The 18,275-nt window shown below is 57.9% G+C and carries 17 protein-coding genes; 3 read left to right on the top strand and 14 right to left on the bottom strand.

Annotated features, from left to right (window positions below; all coding sequences use genetic code 11):
* Positions 1-28: 28 nt before the first annotated feature.
* From odhB to sdhC, 6 genes are all read right to left on the bottom strand, one after another.
* Positions 29-1,264, bottom strand: coding sequence for a 2-oxoglutarate dehydrogenase complex dihydrolipoyllysine-residue succinyltransferase (gene odhB / locus WFN61_RS01730; RefSeq protein ID WP_312282833.1), 1,236 nt, complete (start codon positions 1,262-1,264; stop codon positions 29-31).
* A 14-nt stretch (positions 1,265-1,278) separates the two neighbouring features.
* Entirely contained in the window at positions 1,279-4,086 is a 2,808-nt protein-coding gene (gene sucA / locus WFN61_RS01725) for a 2-oxoglutarate dehydrogenase E1 component (RefSeq protein WP_144813519.1), read from the bottom strand.
* Positions 4,087-4,284: 198 nt separating this feature from the next.
* On the bottom strand, positions 4,285-5,001 hold the full coding sequence (sdhB, locus tag WFN61_RS01720; protein ID WP_144813521.1) for a succinate dehydrogenase iron-sulfur subunit SdhB: 717 nt from the start codon (positions 4,999-5,001) through the stop codon (positions 4,285-4,287).
* Positions 5,002-5,015: 14 nt separating this feature from the next.
* Positions 5,016-6,782, bottom strand: coding sequence for a succinate dehydrogenase flavoprotein subunit (sdhA, locus tag WFN61_RS01715; RefSeq protein ID WP_042392136.1), 1,767 nt, complete (start codon positions 6,780-6,782; stop codon positions 5,016-5,018).
* Positions 6,782-7,129 carry a succinate dehydrogenase membrane anchor subunit gene (gene sdhD, locus WFN61_RS01710; protein WP_042392134.1) on the bottom strand — a complete coding sequence of 116 codons (348 nt, stop codon included), beginning with the start codon at positions 7,127-7,129 and terminating at the stop codon, positions 6,782-6,784. The genes sdhA and sdhD overlap by 1 nt, the downstream gene beginning before the upstream one ends.
* The gene (sdhC, locus tag WFN61_RS01705; protein WP_257756929.1) at positions 7,123-7,527 is read right to left on the bottom strand and encodes a succinate dehydrogenase cytochrome b556 subunit; all 405 of its coding nucleotides are present in this window, start codon (positions 7,525-7,527) and stop codon (positions 7,123-7,125) included. Before sdhC ends, sdhD begins: the two co-directional genes overlap by 7 nt.
* A gap of 639 nt (positions 7,528-8,166) precedes the next feature.
* Here sdhC and WFN61_RS01700 point away from each other — a divergent pair.
* Positions 8,167-9,453 (top strand): citrate synthase, encoded by a 1,287-nt coding sequence (locus WFN61_RS01700; protein ID WP_144813523.1) that lies wholly within the window; start codon positions 8,167-8,169, stop codon positions 9,451-9,453.
* A 44-nt stretch (positions 9,454-9,497) separates the two neighbouring features.
* Here the strand turns inward: WFN61_RS01700 and nei are convergent, their stop codons facing one another.
* The 8 genes from nei to WFN61_RS01660 form a co-directional block, all read right to left on the bottom strand.
* Positions 9,498-10,289: an endonuclease VIII gene (nei, locus tag WFN61_RS01695; protein WP_144813526.1), complete on the bottom strand. Its 792-nt coding sequence runs from the start codon at positions 10,287-10,289 to the stop codon at positions 9,498-9,500.
* A 17-nt stretch (positions 10,290-10,306) separates the two neighbouring features.
* Positions 10,307-11,047: a 5-oxoprolinase subunit PxpA gene (gene pxpA / locus WFN61_RS01690; RefSeq protein ID WP_222889908.1), complete on the bottom strand. Its 741-nt coding sequence runs from the start codon at positions 11,045-11,047 to the stop codon at positions 10,307-10,309.
* Positions 11,034-11,966, bottom strand: a complete 933-nt coding sequence (gene pxpC, locus WFN61_RS01685) for a 5-oxoprolinase subunit PxpC (protein ID WP_144813531.1) — start codon at positions 11,964-11,966, stop codon at positions 11,034-11,036. Before pxpC ends, pxpA begins: the two co-directional genes overlap by 14 nt.
* Positions 11,960-12,616: a 5-oxoprolinase subunit PxpB gene (gene pxpB / locus WFN61_RS01680; RefSeq protein ID WP_222889907.1), complete on the bottom strand. Its 657-nt coding sequence runs from the start codon at positions 12,614-12,616 to the stop codon at positions 11,960-11,962. Before pxpB ends, pxpC begins: the two co-directional genes overlap by 7 nt.
* A 15-nt stretch (positions 12,617-12,631) precedes the next feature.
* Positions 12,632-13,375 carry a type 2 GTP cyclohydrolase I gene (locus WFN61_RS01675; protein ID WP_144813538.1) on the bottom strand — a complete coding sequence of 248 codons (744 nt, stop codon included), beginning with the start codon at positions 13,373-13,375 and terminating at the stop codon, positions 12,632-12,634.
* A 9-nt stretch (positions 13,376-13,384) separates the two neighbouring features.
* Positions 13,385-14,803: a deoxyribodipyrimidine photo-lyase gene (phrB, locus tag WFN61_RS01670; protein ID WP_257756924.1), complete on the bottom strand. Its 1,419-nt coding sequence runs from the start codon at positions 14,801-14,803 to the stop codon at positions 13,385-13,387.
* A gap of 12 nt (positions 14,804-14,815) precedes the next feature.
* The gene (locus WFN61_RS01665; RefSeq protein WP_337037359.1) at positions 14,816-15,772 is read right to left on the bottom strand and encodes a YbgA family protein; all 957 of its coding nucleotides are present in this window, start codon (positions 15,770-15,772) and stop codon (positions 14,816-14,818) included.
* Between the two features lie 177 nt (positions 15,773-15,949).
* Positions 15,950-16,156 carry a YbfA family protein gene (locus tag WFN61_RS01660; RefSeq protein WP_257756921.1) on the bottom strand — a complete coding sequence of 69 codons (207 nt, stop codon included), beginning with the start codon at positions 16,154-16,156 and terminating at the stop codon, positions 15,950-15,952.
* 334 nt (positions 16,157-16,490) lie between these two features.
* Here WFN61_RS01660 and kdpF point away from each other — a divergent pair, with 334 nt between their 5' ends.
* Together kdpF and kdpA are read left to right on the top strand one after the other, a co-directional pair.
* Complete coding sequence (kdpF, locus tag WFN61_RS01655; protein ID WP_042392117.1) at positions 16,491-16,580, top strand: K(+)-transporting ATPase subunit F; 90 nt, start codon at positions 16,491-16,493, stop codon at positions 16,578-16,580.
* Entirely contained in the window at positions 16,580-18,259 is a 1,680-nt protein-coding gene (gene kdpA / locus WFN61_RS01650; protein ID WP_337037358.1) for a potassium-transporting ATPase subunit KdpA, read from the top strand. Before kdpF ends, kdpA begins: the two co-directional genes overlap by 1 nt.
* Positions 18,260-18,275: the final 16 nt, after the last annotated feature.

Genomic DNA, 18,275 nt, shown 5'->3' with positions numbered 1-18,275 from the left:
TATGCGCCGCCGGGCAAGCGTGCGAAAACTACACGTCCAGCAGCAGACGGGTCGGATCTTCCAGCAGCTCTTTGATGGCCACGAGGAAGCCTACCGATTCACGGCCATCAATCAGACGGTGATCGTAGGAGAGCGCCAGGTACATCATCGGCAGGATCTCTACTTTGCCATCCACCGCCATCGGGCGATCTTTGATTGCGTGCATGCCAAGAATGGCGCTCTGCGGCGGGTTGATAATCGGCGTAGACATCAGCGAGCCGAAGACGCCGCCGTTGGTGATGGTGAAGTTACCGCCGGTCAGATCTTCAACGGTCAGCTTGCCGTCACGGCCTTTGACCGCCAGCTCTTTGATGCGCTTCTCGATGTCGGCCATGCCCAGCGCATCGACGTCACGCAGCACCGGGGTCACCAGGCCACGCGGGGTGGAGACCGCCATGCTGACGTCGAAGTAGTTGTGGTAGACCACATCTTCGCCATCGATAGAGGCGTTCACTTCCGGATAGCGTTTCAGCGCTTCAACAACGGCTTTCACGTAGAAAGACATAAAGCCCAGACGGATACCGTGACGCTTCTCGAAGGCGTCGCCGTACTGCTTGCGCAGATCCATGATTGGCTTCATGTTCACTTCGTTGAAGGTGGTCAGCATCGCGGTGGAGTTTTTTGCCTCCAGCAGACGCTCGGCCACGCGCTTGCGCAGACGGGTCATCGGCACGCGTTTTTCGGAACGGTTGCCCGCTACCGGGGTAACAGAAGGGGCGGCAGCGGCAGTAGCCGGTGCTTTCTCTTCGGTTGCGGTTGCCGTTGACGATTTCGCCAGATGCTTCTCAACGTCTTCACGGGTCAGACGGCCGCCGACGCCGGTGCCTTTAATGGCGTTGGCATCAAGGGTGTGCTCTGCCAGCAGACGACGGATCGCCGGGCTTAACGCCTCGTTGTTCTGCTCTTCGAGAGACGCCTGCTGACGCTGAGCCGGAGTCGACTCTTTGCTTTCAGATTTCGCGCTGCTCTCTTTACCGTTGCTGTTGCCTTCACGCAGGCGGCCAAGGATCTGGCGAGAGGTCACCGTGGTGCCCTCCTCTTCCAACACGGCATCCAGGATGCCGTCCGCTGACGCCGGTACTTCCAGTACCACTTTATCAGTTTCGATCTCTACCAGAACTTCATCACGTTGGACGCTATCGCCCGGTTTTTTATGCCAGGTGGCCACGGTCGCATCGGCTACGGACTCAGGCAGGTCAGGAACAAGAATATCTACGCTACTCATTATTTATCCTTTAATTAATCGACGTTCAGCGCGTCGTTGACCAGATCTTGCTGCTGCTTCTGGTGAACGGACATATAGCCTACTGCTGGAGAGGCAGAGGCCGGGCGACCTGCATAACGCAGAGCGGACCCAAACGGAATCACTTCACGGAAATGATGCTGGCTACAGTACCATGCGCCCTGGTTCAGCGGCTCTTCCTGGCACCAGACAAAATCATGTACGTGGGCATAAGGTTTTAACGCTTCCTGCACCGACTGATGCGGGAACGGATACAGCTGTTCAATACGCACAATGGCGACGTCTTTCTGGTCGTTCTTACGGCGCTGCTCAAGCAGGTCGTAATAAACCTTACCAGAACAGAGGACAACACGCTTAACGCCTTGCGGATCAAGATCGTCAACCTCACCGATGGCCGGCATGAAGGTGCCGTTTGCCAGCTCGTCGAGCGTCGATACTGCCAGCGGATGGCGCAGCAGAGACTTCGGCGACATCACCACCAGCGGACGGCGCATACCGCGCAGCGCCTGACGGCGGATCATGTGGTAAACCTGCGCCGGCGTGGACGGCACGCAAACCTGCATGTTCTGCTCAGCGCAGAGTTGCAGATAGCGCTCCAGACGTGCAGAGGAGTGCTCCGGACCCTGGCCTTCGTAGCCGTGCGGCAGCAGCATTACCAGACCGCACATACGGCCCCACTTCTGCTCGCCGGAGGAGATGAACTGGTCGATCACCACCTGCGCACCGTTAGCGAAGTCACCAAACTGCGCTTCCCAGATGGTCAGGGTGCGCGGCTCGGCGGTGGCATAGCCATATTCGAACGCCAGTACCGCCTCTTCAGAGAGCACGGAGTCCCAGACGCGGAAGGTGCCCTGCGAATTGTGAACGTGGTGCAGCGGCGTGTAGGTAGAGCCGTTAGCCTGGTTATGGATCACCGCATGACGGTGGAAGAAGGTGCCACGACCGCTGTCTTCCCCAGACAGACGTACCGCAATCCCTTCGTCTACCAGCGTAGCGTAGGCCAGGTTTTCCGCGCCGCCCCAGTCAAAGAGCTTCTCGCCTGCGGCCATCGCCTGGCGGTCACCGTAGATTTTCGCTACGCGCGACTGCATTTCGATAGCGTCTGGTACGGTACTGATACGCTTCGCCAGCTCCTGGACGCGCTTCATCTCTACCTTGTTCGGGTAGCTCTCGTCCCACTCGTGGTTCAGGTACGGTGACCAGGTAAAGGAGTGCATGTTCATTGGACGCCACTCTTTTACTACGCACTCACCGGCATCGAGCATGTCGCGGTAGAGGTTGACCATCTCGGTGGCATCTTCCAGAGAGGCGACCTTCTCCTGCTCCAGGCGGTCAGCGTAGATTTTACGCGGCGTCGGGTGCTTTTTGATCTTCTGGTACATCAGCGGCTGGGTTGCGCTTGGCTCGTCGGCTTCGTTGTGGCCGTGACGGCGGTAGCATACCAGGTCAATAAAGACGTCGCGCTTAAAGGTGTTACGGAAATCCAGCGCGAGGCGGGTAACAAAGGCCACTGCTTCCGGATCGTCAGCGTTAACGTGGAAGATCGGTGCCTGCACCATTTTACCGATATCGGTGCAGTATGGCGTAGAGCGCGCATCAAGCGGGTTAGAGGTGGTAAAGCCTACCTGGTTGTTGATGACGATACGCACCGTGCCGCCCACTTCGTAGCCGCGGGCTTTGGACATGTTCAGCGTTTCCTGCACTACGCCCTGTCCGGCTACCGCCGCATCGCCGTGAATGGTGATTGGCAGGACTTTGCTGCTGCTTGGCTCATCAAGGCGGTCGATACGTGCACGCACGGAGCCCATTACTACCGGGCTAACGATCTCCAGATGCGACGGGTTAAACGCCAGCGCCAGGTGAACCAAACCGCCCTCGGTTTCGATATCGGACGAGAAGCCCATGTGGTACTTCACGTCGCCGGTGCCAAGGTGCTCTTTATGCTTGCCTGCAAACTCGTCGAACAGATCCTGAGTCTTTTTACCCAACACGTTAATCAGAACGTTGAGACGACCACGGTGTGCCATACCCAGCACCACTTCACGGGTGCCGCTCTTACCGGCGTGGCGGATCATCTCTTTCAGCATCGGGACAAGGGCATCACCGCCCTCCAGCGAGAAGCGTTTCGCCCCTGGGAATTTCGCCCCCAGATAGCGCTCCATCCCCTCGGCTGCCGTCAGCTCGCTGAGAAAACGTTTTTTCTCTTCAGCGCTAAAGGCCGCGCGGCCCGCTACGGACTCAATGCGCTGCTGGATCCAACGCTTCTCGTCGGTGCTGGTAATGTGCATATACTCAGCGCCGATAGAGCCGCAGTAGGTCTGCTTCAGGGCGTCGATCAGTTCGCCCAGCGGCATCGTGTCTTTGCCAAAGGCAAAGGAGCCGATGTTAAAGCTCTGCTGCAGATCCGCTTCGGTCAGGTCGTGATAAGCCGGATCGAGATCGGCAACGCGCTCCTGTTGCCACAGTCCCAGCGGATCGAGGTTCGCCTGCTGGTGACCGCGGAAGCGGTAGGCGTTGATGAGCTGCAGGACTTTTACCTGCTTAACGTTGGTATCAGGGTCGGAAAGTGAGGAGGTGTAACGTGAGGCATCCTTCGCCAGACGACGAAAATAATCACGTGTTTTGGAATGAAATTGATCCGGTTTAACGCCGGTACCAGGCAGCTCCTGGAACATGGAACGCCAGTTTGCGTCTACCGAATCAGGATCGGTTAAGAAGTCTTCATAGAGCTGTTCTATCCAGCTCTGGTTAGACCCAGAGAGGTAAGAAGAGTCCAGCCAGGCTTTCATTGCGCCGTTCTGCATCGTGATCCCTTAAGCATTTGTATGCTTACTTCGCCGTGGATAACTACAACGTACACCGTATAGCGCACGTACCGGGGTTCACAAGCGAGCTCTCTGGCCCGCTAAGGAACCTTTAAAAACTGTCTGTCAGGCAGTTTTTAAAGATCTCCTGCATGTTATTTGCCTGCTGCCGTAGCGACAGCAGGCAAAACGACTTACTTATGCACTGCGCTGTAAAAGCATCGACTTAATATGGCCGATAGCGCGCGTTGGGTTCAGCCCCTTCGGACACACGCTGACGCAGTTCATGATGCTATGACAGCGGAATACGCTGAAAGCATCGCTCAGCCCGTCGAGACGGCTCTCGGTTTCGGTATCGCGGCTGTCGATCAGGAAACGATACGCTGCCAGCAGGCCGGCTGGGCCGATGAACTTGTCCGGGTTCCACCAGAATGACGGACAGGAGGTGGAACAGCAGGCGCAAAGAATGCACTCATAGAGCCCATCGAGTTTCTCACGCTGCTCAGGAGCCTGTAAGTGCTCGCGAGCGGGTGGATTTTGCCCATTATTCAATAAGTAAGGCTTAATCTTCTCATATTGTGCATAGAATTGCCCCATGTCTACCACCAGATCGCGTACAACCGGTAATCCAGGCAGCGGACGGATAACAATTTTTTTGGTGCCGTTGCCCAGCGCCGAGATCGGTGTGATGCAGGCCAGACCGTTTTTGCCGTTCATGTTCAAGCCGTCGGAGCCGCAAACCCCTTCACGACAGGAGCGGCGGAACGCCAGGGTCGGATCCTTCTCTTTCAGCTGGATTAACGCATCCAGCAGCATCATATCCCGACCCTCTTCCCCTTCCAGGGTGTAGTCCTGCATACGCGGCGCGGCGTCGACATCCGGGTTATAACGATAGATTGAAAATTCGATTCTCATTTTCCGGTCTCCGCTTAGTAAGTACGAATCTTCGGCGGGAACGCCGGACGCAGTTTAGGCTCCATGTTCACGCTGCGGCGCGTCATGGATTCCGATTCAGGGAGATACAGAGAGTGGCAGAGCCAGTTCTCGTCGTCGCGGTCCGGGAAGTCGAAGCGGCTATGTGCCCCACGGCTCTCGGTACGGAAGTTAGCCGACACCGCCGTAGCAAAGGCGGTCTCCATCAGGTTATCCAGCTCCAGACACTCGACGCGCTGGGTGTTGAACTCGCTGGAGGTGTCGTCCAGGCGGGCGTTTTTCAGGCGCTCGCGGATGGCCTTCAGCTGCTCCAGACCCTTCGCCATCGCATCGCCTTCGCGGAATACCGAGAAGTTGTGCTGCATGCACTCCTGCAATGCTTTACGGATCGCCACCGGATCTTCACCATCGCGGTTGTTGTTCCAGCGGTTCAGGCGCGCCAGCGAGGCGTCAATTTCGTCGTCGGTCGCATCACGCAGTGCGCCCTGCTCGGCAATAGACTCCTGCAGATGCAGACCTACCGCACGACCAAAGACCACCAGGTCCAGCAGCGAGTTACCGCCGAGGCGGTTAGCACCGTGTACCGATACGCAGGCGATCTCACCCACCGCAAACAGACCCGGGATGACTACGTCTTCGCCCTGGGCGTTTACGGTCAGCGCCTGGCCGGTCACTTTGGTTGGGATACCGCCCATCATATAGTGACAGGTCGGGATAACCGGGATCGGCTCTTTCACCGGATCGACGTGGGCAAAGGTACGGGAGAGCTCAAGGATGCCCGGCAGGCGGGACTCAAGAACCTCTTTACCGAGGTGGTCAAGCTTGAGCTTGGCATGTGGACCCCACGGACCGTCGCAGCCGCGGCCTTCACGGATCTCGATCATGATAGAGCGTGCTACCACGTCGCGGCCCGCCAGATCTTTGGCGTTCGGCGCGTAACGCTCCATAAAGCGTTCGCCGTGCTTGTTCAGCAGATAGCCGCCTTCACCGCGGCAGCCCTCGGTGACCAGAACGCCCGCACCGGCGATACCGGTTGGGTGGAACTGCCACATCTCCATATCCTGCACCGGCACGCCTGCGCGGAGCGCCATACCGACACCGTCACCGGTGTTGATGTGAGCGTTGGTGGTGGACTGGTAGATACGGCCTGCGCCGCCGGTGGCCAGCACCGTTGCACGCGCTTTGAAGTAAACCACTTCCCCAGTTTCGATGCACAGGGCGGTACAGCCGACCACCGCGCCATCTGCGTTTTTCACCAGATCCAGCGCATACCACTCAGAGAAAATGGTGGTCTTGTTTTTCAGGTTCTGCTGATAAAGGGTATGCAGCAGGGCGTGGCCGGTACGGTCCGCCGCCGCCGCGGTACGTGCCGCCTGCTCGCCACCGAAATCTTTCGACTGGCCGCCAAACGGACGCTGATAAATGGTGCCATTCTCCAGTCGGGAGAACGGCAGGCCCATATGATCCAGCTCCAGAATCGCTTCCGGGCCGGTTTTACACATATATTCAATGGCGTCCTGGTCACCGATATAGTCGGAACCTTTCACCGTGTCATACATGTGCCATTCCCAGTTGTCTTCATGGGTATTGCCCAGCGCCACGGTGATACCGCCCTGCGCAGAGACCGTATGGGAACGGGTTGGGAAAACTTTAGACAGCAGCGCACAGCTCTGGCCGCTTTGGGAAATTTGCAGCGCCGCGCGCATACCTGCGCCACCGGCACCAATTACAACCGCATCAAATTCTCTGACTGGCAGTTTCATTACACACCCCACACCACAACGAATCCATAAATAACGTATACCAGCAGCGCCACAACGGTGAGCAGCTGTAAACCAAGGCGCAGCGCCGTGGATTTTACGTAGTCAGTAAACACCTGCCACATGCCAATCCAGGTGTGGATCAACGTGGAAACGAGCGCCAGCAAGGTGAACACTTTGGTAAAGGCGGAGGAGAAAAAGCCCGTCCAGGCTTCATAGGTGACATCGCCAGTGATGGCGAAAAAACCAACCATATAGATGATGTACAGCGTCAGAACGATAGCGGTAGCGCGGACCAAAATGAAGTCATGTACGCCGTTGCGTCCTAATGCGGAGGCGTTGCTTACCATACGAGGACTCCTGCGAGAATTGAAAGCACGACAGTAATTGCGATAGCAATATAGGCAGAACGTTGACCTGCTGCGAACGTCTCTTCCAGATAGCCGACATCCATCAGCATGTGGCGGATACCGCCCACGGCGTGATAGGCCAGTGCGGTGAGAATGCCCCACATGATGAACTTAACGAAAAAGCTATCCATGATGGCAGAGGCGTGCTGGAAGCCCTCTTGTGAGGAGAGTGACAGGCCCAGCAGCCACAGCAGAATGCCGATCGCCACGAAGGTGATGACGCCGGACACGCGGTGGAGGATGGACGCTATAGCCGTAACAGGGAACCGGATCGTTGTGAGATCCAGATTGACAGGTCTTTGTTTCTTAGCATTTTTTATCATGAATAACGCCCACATGCTGTTCTTATAGTTTCCTTCCTCCGGTCTGCAGGCGGGTCAGACAGCGTCCATTTGTATAACTGCTCGTCATGCAAAATTTCATGCTTTCGTAGGCTAAACGACGCATTACAACGCTGGTGGCTCGGGACGGCAGGGTATTCCGGAGACCTGGCGGCAGTATAGGATGTTCACAAAATCATTACAATTAACCTACATACACTTTGTCGGGTTTTATGCTGAACAGTGAGCTCCATCACGATACCAACATATTTTTAATTTTTAACCATGAGATTTGACAAAACTTAAACATTATTGTTACAAACGTCAGCGGAAAAGTCATATAATTCGTAAAAGTTATGGGGTCTCTCTTTCACCTGAGAATTAGTTATGTAACAGTGAGAAGGATTGACCGCCGTTATCAGGACAGTTATTAGTGATAGATAGGTTTGACAAATTCGGACTGTTAAAAAGGCTGATTTGCTGATTTTTCACGGTATTTTAATGTTTGCCTGCTAGCGCTCATCGCTCTGTACCCTGCTTACTCCGCTCAACAGAGACACGCGCCAAATAACAAAGTGGTAACATTGATTTTCTGTATGAATGCAAATTCGGCTTCTTCCCAACAGTCTTAAGCATAAGGCGCTAAGGAGACCGTAAATGGCTGATAAGAAAGCTACCCTAACCTACAATGGTGGCGATGCTATTGAACTGGATGTGCTACAGGGCACGCTCGGTCAGGACGTCATTGATGTCCGCACGCTCGGCTCGAAAGGAGTTTTTACTTTTGACCCGGGTTTCACCTCTACCGCATCCTGCGAATCTAAAATCACCTTTATCGACGGTGACGAAGGCATTCTGCTCCATCGCGGTTTCCCCATTGACCAGCTGGCAACCGAATCAAACTACCTGGAAGTGTGCTACATCCTGCTGAAGGGTGAGAAGCCAACTCAGGCCGAGTTTGACGAGTTCAAAACCACCGTCACGCGTCACACTATGATCCACGAGCAGATCACCCGTCTGTTCCACGGCTTCCGTCGCGACTCTCACCCGATGGCGGTGCTGTGCGGCGTGACTGGCGCGCTGGCGGCCTTCTATCACGACTCGCTGGATGTCAATAATCCGCGCCACCGTGAGATCGCCGCCTTCCGTCTGCTGTCCAAGATGCCAACCGTAGCGGCAATGTGTTACAAGTATTCCATCGGACAGCCTTTTGTTTATCCGCGCAACGATCTCTCCTACGCGGGCAACTTCCTGAACATGATGTTCTCTACGCCGTGTGAGAAGTATGAGGTCAATCCGGTGCTGGAACGCGCCATGGACCGCATCCTGATCCTGCACGCCGATCACGAGCAGAACGCCTCGACCTCTACGGTACGTACCGCGGGCTCCTCGGGTGCTAACCCGTTTGCCTGTATCGCGGCCGGTATCGCCTCCCTGTGGGGACCGGCACACGGCGGCGCGAACGAAGCGGCGCTGAAGATGCTGGAAGAGATCAGCACCGTTGAGCACATTCCGGAATTCGTACGTCGTGCCAAAGATAAAAACGACTCTTTCCGCCTGATGGGCTTCGGTCATCGTGTTTATAAAAACTATGACCCGCGCGCCACCGTGATGCGTGAAACCTGTCATGAAGTGCTGAAAGAGCTGGGCACCAAAGACGATCTGCTGCAGGTGGCGATGGAGCTTGAGCACATTGCGCTCAACGATCCGTACTTCATTGAGAAGAAACTCTACCCGAACGTGGACTTCTACTCCGGCATCATCCTGAAAGCGATGGGTATTCCGTCATCCATGTTTACCGTTATCTTCGCGATGGCGCGTACCGTTGGCTGGATCGCCCACTGGAACGAAATGCACGACGACGGCATCAAAATCGCCCGTCCGCGTCAGCTCTATACCGGCTACGAACAGCGCGATTTCAAATCCGATCTGCAGAACCGCTAATCTGCTCTTCTGCTCTGCCCGGCGGCGCTACGCTGCCGGGCCTTTTATTTTTGGCATCCCGGACACCAATAAAACGGCCGCGACGACAGGGTCGTCTTCTCGATCGTTCCCCCGCAGCGACTGCACGCCTTTCCCGCCCGATGAAATACGTTAAAACGAAAAAGTGCCCCATGGTGACGCTTCTCATTGACCTTGCCGCGCGTGCGGTAAGAGAGACGCGGTACGTCCAGCAGCGCGGCGGCCAGCGCATCCAGCTGTGTCTCACTGAGATCGGCGGCGCGATGGGTGGGAGCAAGCTCGGTCGCCCAGAGAATCTCGACCCGCAGATAGTTACCCAGCCCGGCTAAAAATGCCTGATCCAGCAGCAGCCCCGAAAACTGACGACGGCGAAAACGCGGCGAGATAAGCCGCTCTCTGACCGTCGCCGCATCCAGATCGGGATCGAGCACGTCCGGCCCCACGCGCAGTAAAAATGGGTGGGCGGCCAGCTGCTCAGGGGTGAGCATCTCGATATCCGAGGCGCTGTAGAGCAAAATAGCCTTATCGGCGGCAGCCAGCTTGACCCGCAGGATCCGATTGGTCTGCGGCTCCTCACCCGCCTTTACGACTCGCCAGACGCCATAGAGCTGGTTATGGCTGTAGAGGGTCATGCCGCCGGAGAAGTGCGTCAGCAGCGCTTTACCGCGCGTTTCGATACGATCGACGTGCTGCCCGGCAAGCTCTGCCTCCCAGGGCTTCAGATGTTCATAGGCAAACCAGGCTTCGGTGAGCGGCTTGCCCTGAATGGCTTTCTCAAGACTGTCCGCCGCCCGGCGGATCTCGGGGCCTTCCGGCATAGCTTCTCCTTACTCAATTAACTGGCGGTGACAGCAATATTGCTGGCGGCAAAGGCCTCGCGCAGGCGTTGAGCAAACAGCAAGGCATGTTCGCCGTCGCCATGCAGGCATACCGTCTGAGCGTTAACGCGAGTCCACTGGCCCTGAATGCTCTTTACCCGTCCGGCCTGCACCATCTCTAAGGTTTGCGTCAGGGCCTGCGCTTCGTCGCCGATCAGCGCCCCTGGCTGCGAGCGCGGCACCAGCGAGCCGTCGCTCATATACCCCCGGTCGGCAAAGACCTCTTCCCGGGTGGGCAAACCAGCGCGCTCCCCGGCGCGGATCAGCTCGCTGCCCGCCAGCCCAACCAGAATCAAAGCGGGATCGCAGGCGTGCACCGCTCGGGCAATCGCCTCGGCGAGAGCCGGATCCTTCGCCGCCTGGTTGTAGAGCATGCCGTGCGGCTTAACGTGCCGCATCCTGCCGCCTTCAGCGTGAACGATAGCCGCCAGCGCGCCGACCTGATAGAGCGTTTGCGCATAGACGGTCTCGGGCGGCAGATCCATCGCCGTACGGCCAAAGTTCTGCCGATCGGGAAAGCTGGGATGCGCCCCTACCGCCACGCCGTTTTTTAGCGCCTCGCGCACGCAGGCCAGCATGGTTTGCGCATCGCCCGCGTGAAAACCACAGGCGATGTTGGCCGAAGAGACAAGCTGTAACAGGGCGCTGTCGCTGGCGCTTCCCTCTCCGAGATCGGCGTTAAGATCAATCTTGAGCACGTAGCCCCCGCGCTAGCTGGTCGAGGAACAGCCGCTGCTCGCGGCGGGCGCGGAGCGCATCTTCCAGAGTGCAAGGAACAAGGTGGATAGGATCGCCAAGACGGATCTGTCCCAGGTGATACATATCCGCCTCGATAATGCAGGCGATGCGCGGGTAGCCGCCGGTGGTCTGAGCGTCATTCATCAGCACGATAGGCTGGCCGTTATGCGGCACCTGAATCACACCGGGAACCAGCCCGTGAGAGAGCAGCTCCCGCGCTTCACGGCGCTTGAGCTGCGGCCCCTGAAGACGGTAGCCCATGCGGTTACTCTGCGGGCTAAGCTGCCACGGCAGCCGCCACAGGGCCTCCTGCGAGGCAGTATCGAATGACTGGTACTCTGGCCCCGGCAGGGCACGAATGCGGTTGCCCCACAGGAGCTGCTTGACCCCCTGCGGGCCAGAGAAATGGCGCTCGCAGGCGCGGATCGGCAGCCGATCGCCATCCTGCAACAGCCGTCCAGCAAAGCCGCCGATACCGACCTTCAGGTCGGTGCTGTAGGAGCCCATCACCTCGGGCACGTCAAAACCGCCCGCTACCGCCAGGTAGCTGCGCATCCCATGCCGGGGACGCTTAAGCACCAGCCGCTGTCCGGCGCGGGCCTGATGCCGCCAGCCGGTCCACACGGCCTGGCCGTCCAGCGTCGCGTCACAGCCTGCTCCGGTAAGGGCAAACCAGCCGTCATGGGCAAACTCAAATTCGCACTGGCCGAGCGCCATCTCCAGCGCCGCATCGTCAGGCGCATTGCCTACCAGCGCATTGGCAATTTCCAGCGCGGGTGCATCCAGCGCGCCGCAGTAGCTGATGCCGGACTGGCGCAGCCCCTTGCGTTTGCCACCCTGTACCGAGGTGTACATCCCGGCACGAATTACCGTCAGCATACGCCCTCCTTCTGTGGGACAAAGCGCACCCGGTCGCCGGGGCGCAAAAGCACAGGATCGTTGTTATCAGGGTTGAACAGCGCCAGCGACGTATGGCCGATAAGCTGCCACCCTCCCGGAGTCGCCAGCGGGTAGATGCCGGTCTGCTCGCCGCCGATGCCTACCGATCCGGCAGGTACTGAGAGACGTGGCTCCGCCCGGCGCGGGGTATGCAGCCTTTCCGGCAGCCCGCCCAGATAGGGAAAGCCGGGCTGGAAGCCAAGGAACCAGACCACATAGTCAACGGAGGCATGCAGCTCAACCACCTGCTTTTCGCTGAGATTACTGTGCTCTGCCACTACAGCCAGATCCGGCCCCGCCGCGCCGCCGTAAACCACTGGGATCTCAATAAAGCGCGACTCAGGCTCAAGCGCCTCGCTCTCCTCCCACCAGCGCTGGAGTCGCTCAATGGCGTCCAGCGCTCTCTCCTGCGGATCCGCCAGCACAACGGTCACGTTGTTCATACCGGGGATCACATCGACAACATTGGGCAGTTCAACCACCCGCTGAGCCAGTCGCCAGATACGCTTCTGGCTAGCCAGGGTCACCGGAGGCTCAAGCTCCAGTACCACGGCGGTCTCACCTAATAGATAACAACGTGCTCGCTGCACTAAGTCCCCCTTGCATCATGCTGGATTGGGAATATCGATAAATGTGACGTCTAAATCTGTATTTTCGGTCAGCCACTCGCTGAGGGCGCGGATGCCTCCGCGCTCGGTCGCGTGATGCCCCGCCGCGTAGAAGTGCAGCCCCTGCTCCCGGGCGCTATGAATGGTCTGTTCGGAGACCTCACCGGTGATAAAGGCATCGACGCCGAAACGCGCGGCGCTGTCGATAAAGCCCTGCCCGCCGCCGGTACACCATGCCACGCGCCGAACTTCCGCCGGGCCGGTATCCCCGCTCCACAGCGGTCGACGGCCAAGCCGGGCTTCAATCCACGACGCCAGCTCCAGGCCTGGAACCGGCATCGCCAGCTCGCCCCAGGGAACCAGCGGCTCAATTTCGCCCTTCACGGTAATGCCCAGCAGCGCCGCCAGCTGAACGTTATTCCCCAGCTCCGGGTGAGCATCCAGCGGCAGGTGCCAGCCATAGAGGTTGATATCGTTGGCGAGCAGGGTCTTGAGGCGATTGCGCTTCATGCCGCGGATTACCGGGGATTCGCCTTTCCAGAAGTAGCCATGGTGGACGATGATGGCATCGGCCTGCTGGCGCACGGCCTCATCGATCAGCGCCTGGCTGGCGGTCACGCCGGTAATAATTTTTTGTACTTCATCACGGCCCTCGACCTGCAGGCCGTTGGGCGCATAGTCACTGAAGGTCGCGCTGTTAAGCTTGTCGTTAATCAGGCGTTCCAGTTCGCTGTTATTCATCATCTCTCTCTACGATTTTCTTGCGGCTTCATACGCGGCCAGGGTGGCCGTGCGAGCCTGTTTATGATCGACCACCGGGCGGGGATAGTCCAGCGTCACGCCCTGCTTATCCGCCCATCCCCAGGGTTCATGCAGCGATGCCGCAGGCACCTCTGCCAACTCAGGCAGCCACTGGCGGATAAACTCGCCGTGCTTATCAAATTTTTCGCCCTGGGTGGTGGGGTTAAAGATGCGAAAATAGGGTGCGGCATCGGTACCCGTTGACGCCGCCCATTGCCAGCCGCCGTTGTTGGCAGCCAGATCGCCATCGATAAGCTGAGAGATAAAATAGCGCTCTCCGATGCGCCAGTCGATCAGTAAGTCTTTTACCAGGAAGCTGGCGGTAATCATTCGCAGACGGTTATGCATCCAGCCGGTGTTATTCATCTGTCGCATCGCCGCATCGACAATGGGATAGCCGGTGCGCCCCGTCTGCCAGGCCTGAAGATGCGCCTGGTCACGTTGCCACTGCACGCGTTCGGTCCAGGGAATAAAGGGCCGGTGTTTGCAGAGATCGGGATACCAGGTCATCAGATGGCGATAGAAATCGCGCCAGATAAGCTCATTCAGCCAGACAGCGCCCGCACCGCCGTTCAGGGCATCGGGCTGCTCCGCCAGCAGCCGGTGCAGGCACTGGCGCGGAGAGATGACGCCCAGCGCCAGACAGGCTGAGAGCCGGCTGGTGGCATCAAGCGCGGGGAAATCACGCCGGGCCTCATACGCTCCTACCTCATTGCGGCAAAACTCGCGCAGTCGCTCAACGGCCGCCTGTTCGGTTGCTGGAAAGAGGCTGGGATCAAAGTCCTGCTGTGGGTAGTTGATAGTCAGCGGCTTCAGGGGCTCGCTTAGCGCCCCACCCTCGCGCACGGCGGGCGCAGGCACGCACTCGGGCAGATCCTCCCTGAGTCGGCGCAGAAAGGCGTTTTTATAGGGGGTGAATACTTTATACATCTGCCGGTCGCCGGTCATCACGCTGCCGGGAGCAAGCATGACGCTATCATCCAGCCCCTGGCAGGTGACCTCCGGGAGCGCCCGCTCAACGGCGGCATCGCGCTGACGTTCGTTAATCTCATACTGATAGTTGTAGAAAAGGTGGGAAACGCCGTGCTCTTCACAGACCTTTTTTACCGCCGCCACGCTGGCGTGAAAATCATCCACCTCAACGAACAGCAGCGGGATCCCTTTTTCCGCCAGCCCATGCTGGAGGCTGTGAAGATGGGCCTGCATAAACGCCGCCTGCCGCGCCGCCATGTCATGCTTTTCCCACTGCCTGGGGGTCGAAATAAAGAGTGCCAGCACCCTGGCGTGGCGATCCCGGCAGGCGGCGGCGAGGGCAAGGTTATCCTTCACGCGAAGATCCGCGCGAAACCAGACCAGATGGGTGGTCATACAGCTCCTGAATTAGTGTCCGTAACGAAGGCGCAGGGTCTCTGGCCACGGGTCAAAGTAGCGCTGCCCGGCAAGATATGCATCGGGGAATTCGGCCATGTAGTGCTTGAGCAACGTCACCGGGGCAAGCAGCGGCTGCGTACCCTGCCGATAACGCTCAATAAGCGACGACAGCTCCTCGCGCTGGCGAGCGTTAAGCTGCTTGCGGAAGTAGCCCTGAACATGCATCAGCACGTTGGTGTGGTTGCGTCGGGTGGCCTGGTGAGAGAGCAGATCCATCAGCCGCTGGCGGTACTCAACAAACCATTCGTCGAGCGATTCCCACTCGTGAATCGCTGCTACAAAACGCCCCAGTTCGCGATACTTTGGCTGGGAGTGAGCCAGCAGCAGTAGCTTGTAGCGGCTGTGGTAGGCGATCAGCTCCCCGCGCGTCAGCCCACGCTCGCGTACGCCGTTAAGTTCGTGCAGGGCGTAGATACGCTCGACAAAGTTTTCGCGGATCAGCGGATCGTGCAGGCGACCATCCTCTTCCACGGGCAGCCAGGGATAAGTTTGCATTAATATTTCGGTATAGATCCCGCGCCCGGCCTTGCGGTTGTTTTTGCCGTCGGCATCGTAGACGCGCACCCGCTCCATGCCGCAGCTGGGTGATTTAGCGCAGACGATATAGCCGCAGAGATTATCGAACTGGCTGATGCGCTTCTGCGCATAGCTCTGCATTGGCTCCGTCAGATCGCCCTCGCGCCCATCGCTAAAGCGCAGCGCGGAATCGCCTTCAGGCGTTTTAACCAGCCGCAGCGCCGGACGGGGAACCGGCAGGCCAATGGCCATTTCCGGGCAGACCGGTTCAAAACAGACCAACGGCGACAGCTCTTCAACGGCAAAGGCCAGTCGCTTGTGCCCGCCGTCAAAACGCACGGTTTCCCCTAACAGACAGGCACTGATGCCAACAGGGATTTTTTCACTCATAGCGGCTCCTTATAGACTCTCCGTAAGTGTAGCATCGTTGTCGTTTCTGGAAACGCGCGAAACGCCTGATAGCGCTACGCTTATCAGGCCTACAGCGTCTAAGGTTTTTCACATTCCACGCATAAAAAAACCGCCCCGAGAGGCGGTTGGCTTAGCTGCTGTGTGGGCTTCGCCCTTTTAGTAGAAATCGCAGGCCACTTTTTCGGCCTGATCCATCCATACCGGCTTATCGCTGGTTTTCGCCCAGACGCGGTGCAGATAGCTGTAGAAACGGGCGCGATCTTTCCAGAACAGCATAAACGGCAGCGCCGCTACACCTACCACCACGGCAAAAACGCGACGGGCAAGGATCACATGCACTGGATAATCTTGATATAGAGACATACGTTTTTCCCCCTTTTTACCCCGTCGTCCTTCACGAGGCTGGCGTGTCGGTAATGTTTACCGAAATAATCAATTTACTTCACTGGTTAAAATAGTACCGCTTTGTCTGTAATTTTACTACTCATCCGACCACTATTTTTTCACCGTTGCCGAAATATTTACCTTTGTCGCGTAGTAAAGTTACAAAATAGTTAAATTAATACTAAACATTAGTTAAATTGTGCCTTTGTGATTTTTATACTTTTTTTACACCCGCCTCGCCAATTTTTGCAAAATCTTTGCGCCGAAAATCCTACCTTCACTGCACATCCTAAGAACACCACGGAGGTGGAGTGTGAGTGCAGGCGTGATAACCGGTGTGGTACTGGTTTTCCTGTTATTGGGCTATCTGGTTTATGCCCTGATTAACGCGGAGGCCTTCTGATGGCGGCACAGGCGTTTTTACTGATAGCCAGCTTTTTACTGGTGCTGTTTCTGCTGGCGCGTCCGCTGGGGACGCTGCTGGCGAGGCTGATTGCTGACAGATCTCTGCCAGGCACCGCAGCGATTGAGCGTGGCATCTGGCGCATCACCGGCATCCAGCCGAAGGAGATGACGTGGCGTCACTATTTACTGGCGATCCTCGCCATCAACCTGCTCGGCGTGCTGGTTCTGTTTTTGATCCTGACCTTTCAGGCACAGCTGCCGTTTAACCCGCAGCAGTTGCCTGGACTGTCGTGGCACCTGGCACTGAATACCGCCGTGAGCTTTGTGGCGAACACTAACTGGCAATCCTACAGCGGCGAGAGCACCCTGAGCTACTTTAGCCAGATGGCCGGCCTGACGGTGCAGAACTTTCTCTCTGCTGCCAGCGGAATGGCGGTGATCTTCGCCCTGATCCGCGCCTTTTCCCGCAAAAGCGTTAATACATTGGGTAACGCCTGGGTAGATATCACCCGTATCACCCTGTGGGTACTGCTGCCCCTCGCCCTGCTGCTGGCGCTGATTTTTATTCAACAGGGGGCGCTGCAAAACCTCAACGCGTATCAGCCTTACACCTCGTTGGAGGGCATCAAGGGTCTGCTGCCGATGGGGCCGGTCGCCTCTCAGGAGGCGATCAAGATGCTGGGGACCAACGGCGGAGGCTTCTTTAACGCCAACTCCGCGCATCCGTTTGAGAACCCGACGGCGCTAACCAACTTCCTGCAGATGCTGGCCATATTCCTTATTCCTACGGCGCTCTGCTTCGCCTTCGGCGATGCGGTAGGCGATCGTCGCCAGGGCCACGCTATTCTCTGGGCGATGTCGATTATTTTTGTCATCTGTGCCGGGCTGGTGATGTGGGCCGAGCTAAACGGCAACCCGCATCTGCTGACGCTGGGGGCGGACGGCACCGCCAATATGGAGGGGAAAGAGAGCCGCTTTGGCATCCTCGCCAGCAGCCTCTTTGCGGTAGTGACCACCGCAGCCTCCTGTGGGGCGGTCAATGCGATGCATGACTCCTTTACCGCGCTGGGCGGTATGGTGCCGCTGTGGCTGATGCAGATTGGCGAAGTGGTCTTCGGCGGGGTCGGATCGGGCCTCTACGGCATGCTGCTCTTTGTGCTGCTGGCGGTGTTTATCGCCGGGCTGATGATCGGCCGCACGCCAGAGTATCTCGGGAAAAAGATCGACGTACGGGAGATGAAGATGACCGCGCTGGCGATCCTCGTTACCCCTGCGCTGGTGCTGCTCGGCACGGCGCTGGCAATGATGACCGACGCCGGACGCGCGGGCATGCTTAACCCTGGAGCCCATGGCTTTAGTGAGGTGCTGTACGCCGTTTCGTCCGCAGCCAACAACAACGGCAGCGCCTTTGCCGGCCTCAGCGCCAACACCCCGTTCTGGAACTGTCTGCTGGCGTTCTGCATGTTTGTCGGTCGCTTCGGCGTGATTGTCCCGGTCATGGCCATCGCCGGATCGCTGGTGATGAAAAAGAGCCAGCCCGTCAGCCCCGGTACGCTGCCCACCCACGGCGCGCTGTTTGTTGGTCTGCTGATCGGCACCGTGCTGCTCGTTGGCGCGCTGACCTTTATCCCCGCGCTGGCCTTAGGTCCAATCGCGGAACACCTTTCCTTACGCTAAGCCTGGCGGGAGCCTT

The organism is Pseudescherichia sp. AS216 (genome assembly GCF_037152055.1).
Lineage (GTDB): Bacteria > Pseudomonadota > Gammaproteobacteria > Enterobacterales > Enterobacteriaceae > Pseudescherichia.
The sequence above is the reverse complement of the archived record's forward strand: the minus strand, read 5'-3'. Positions and strand labels throughout refer to the sequence as shown.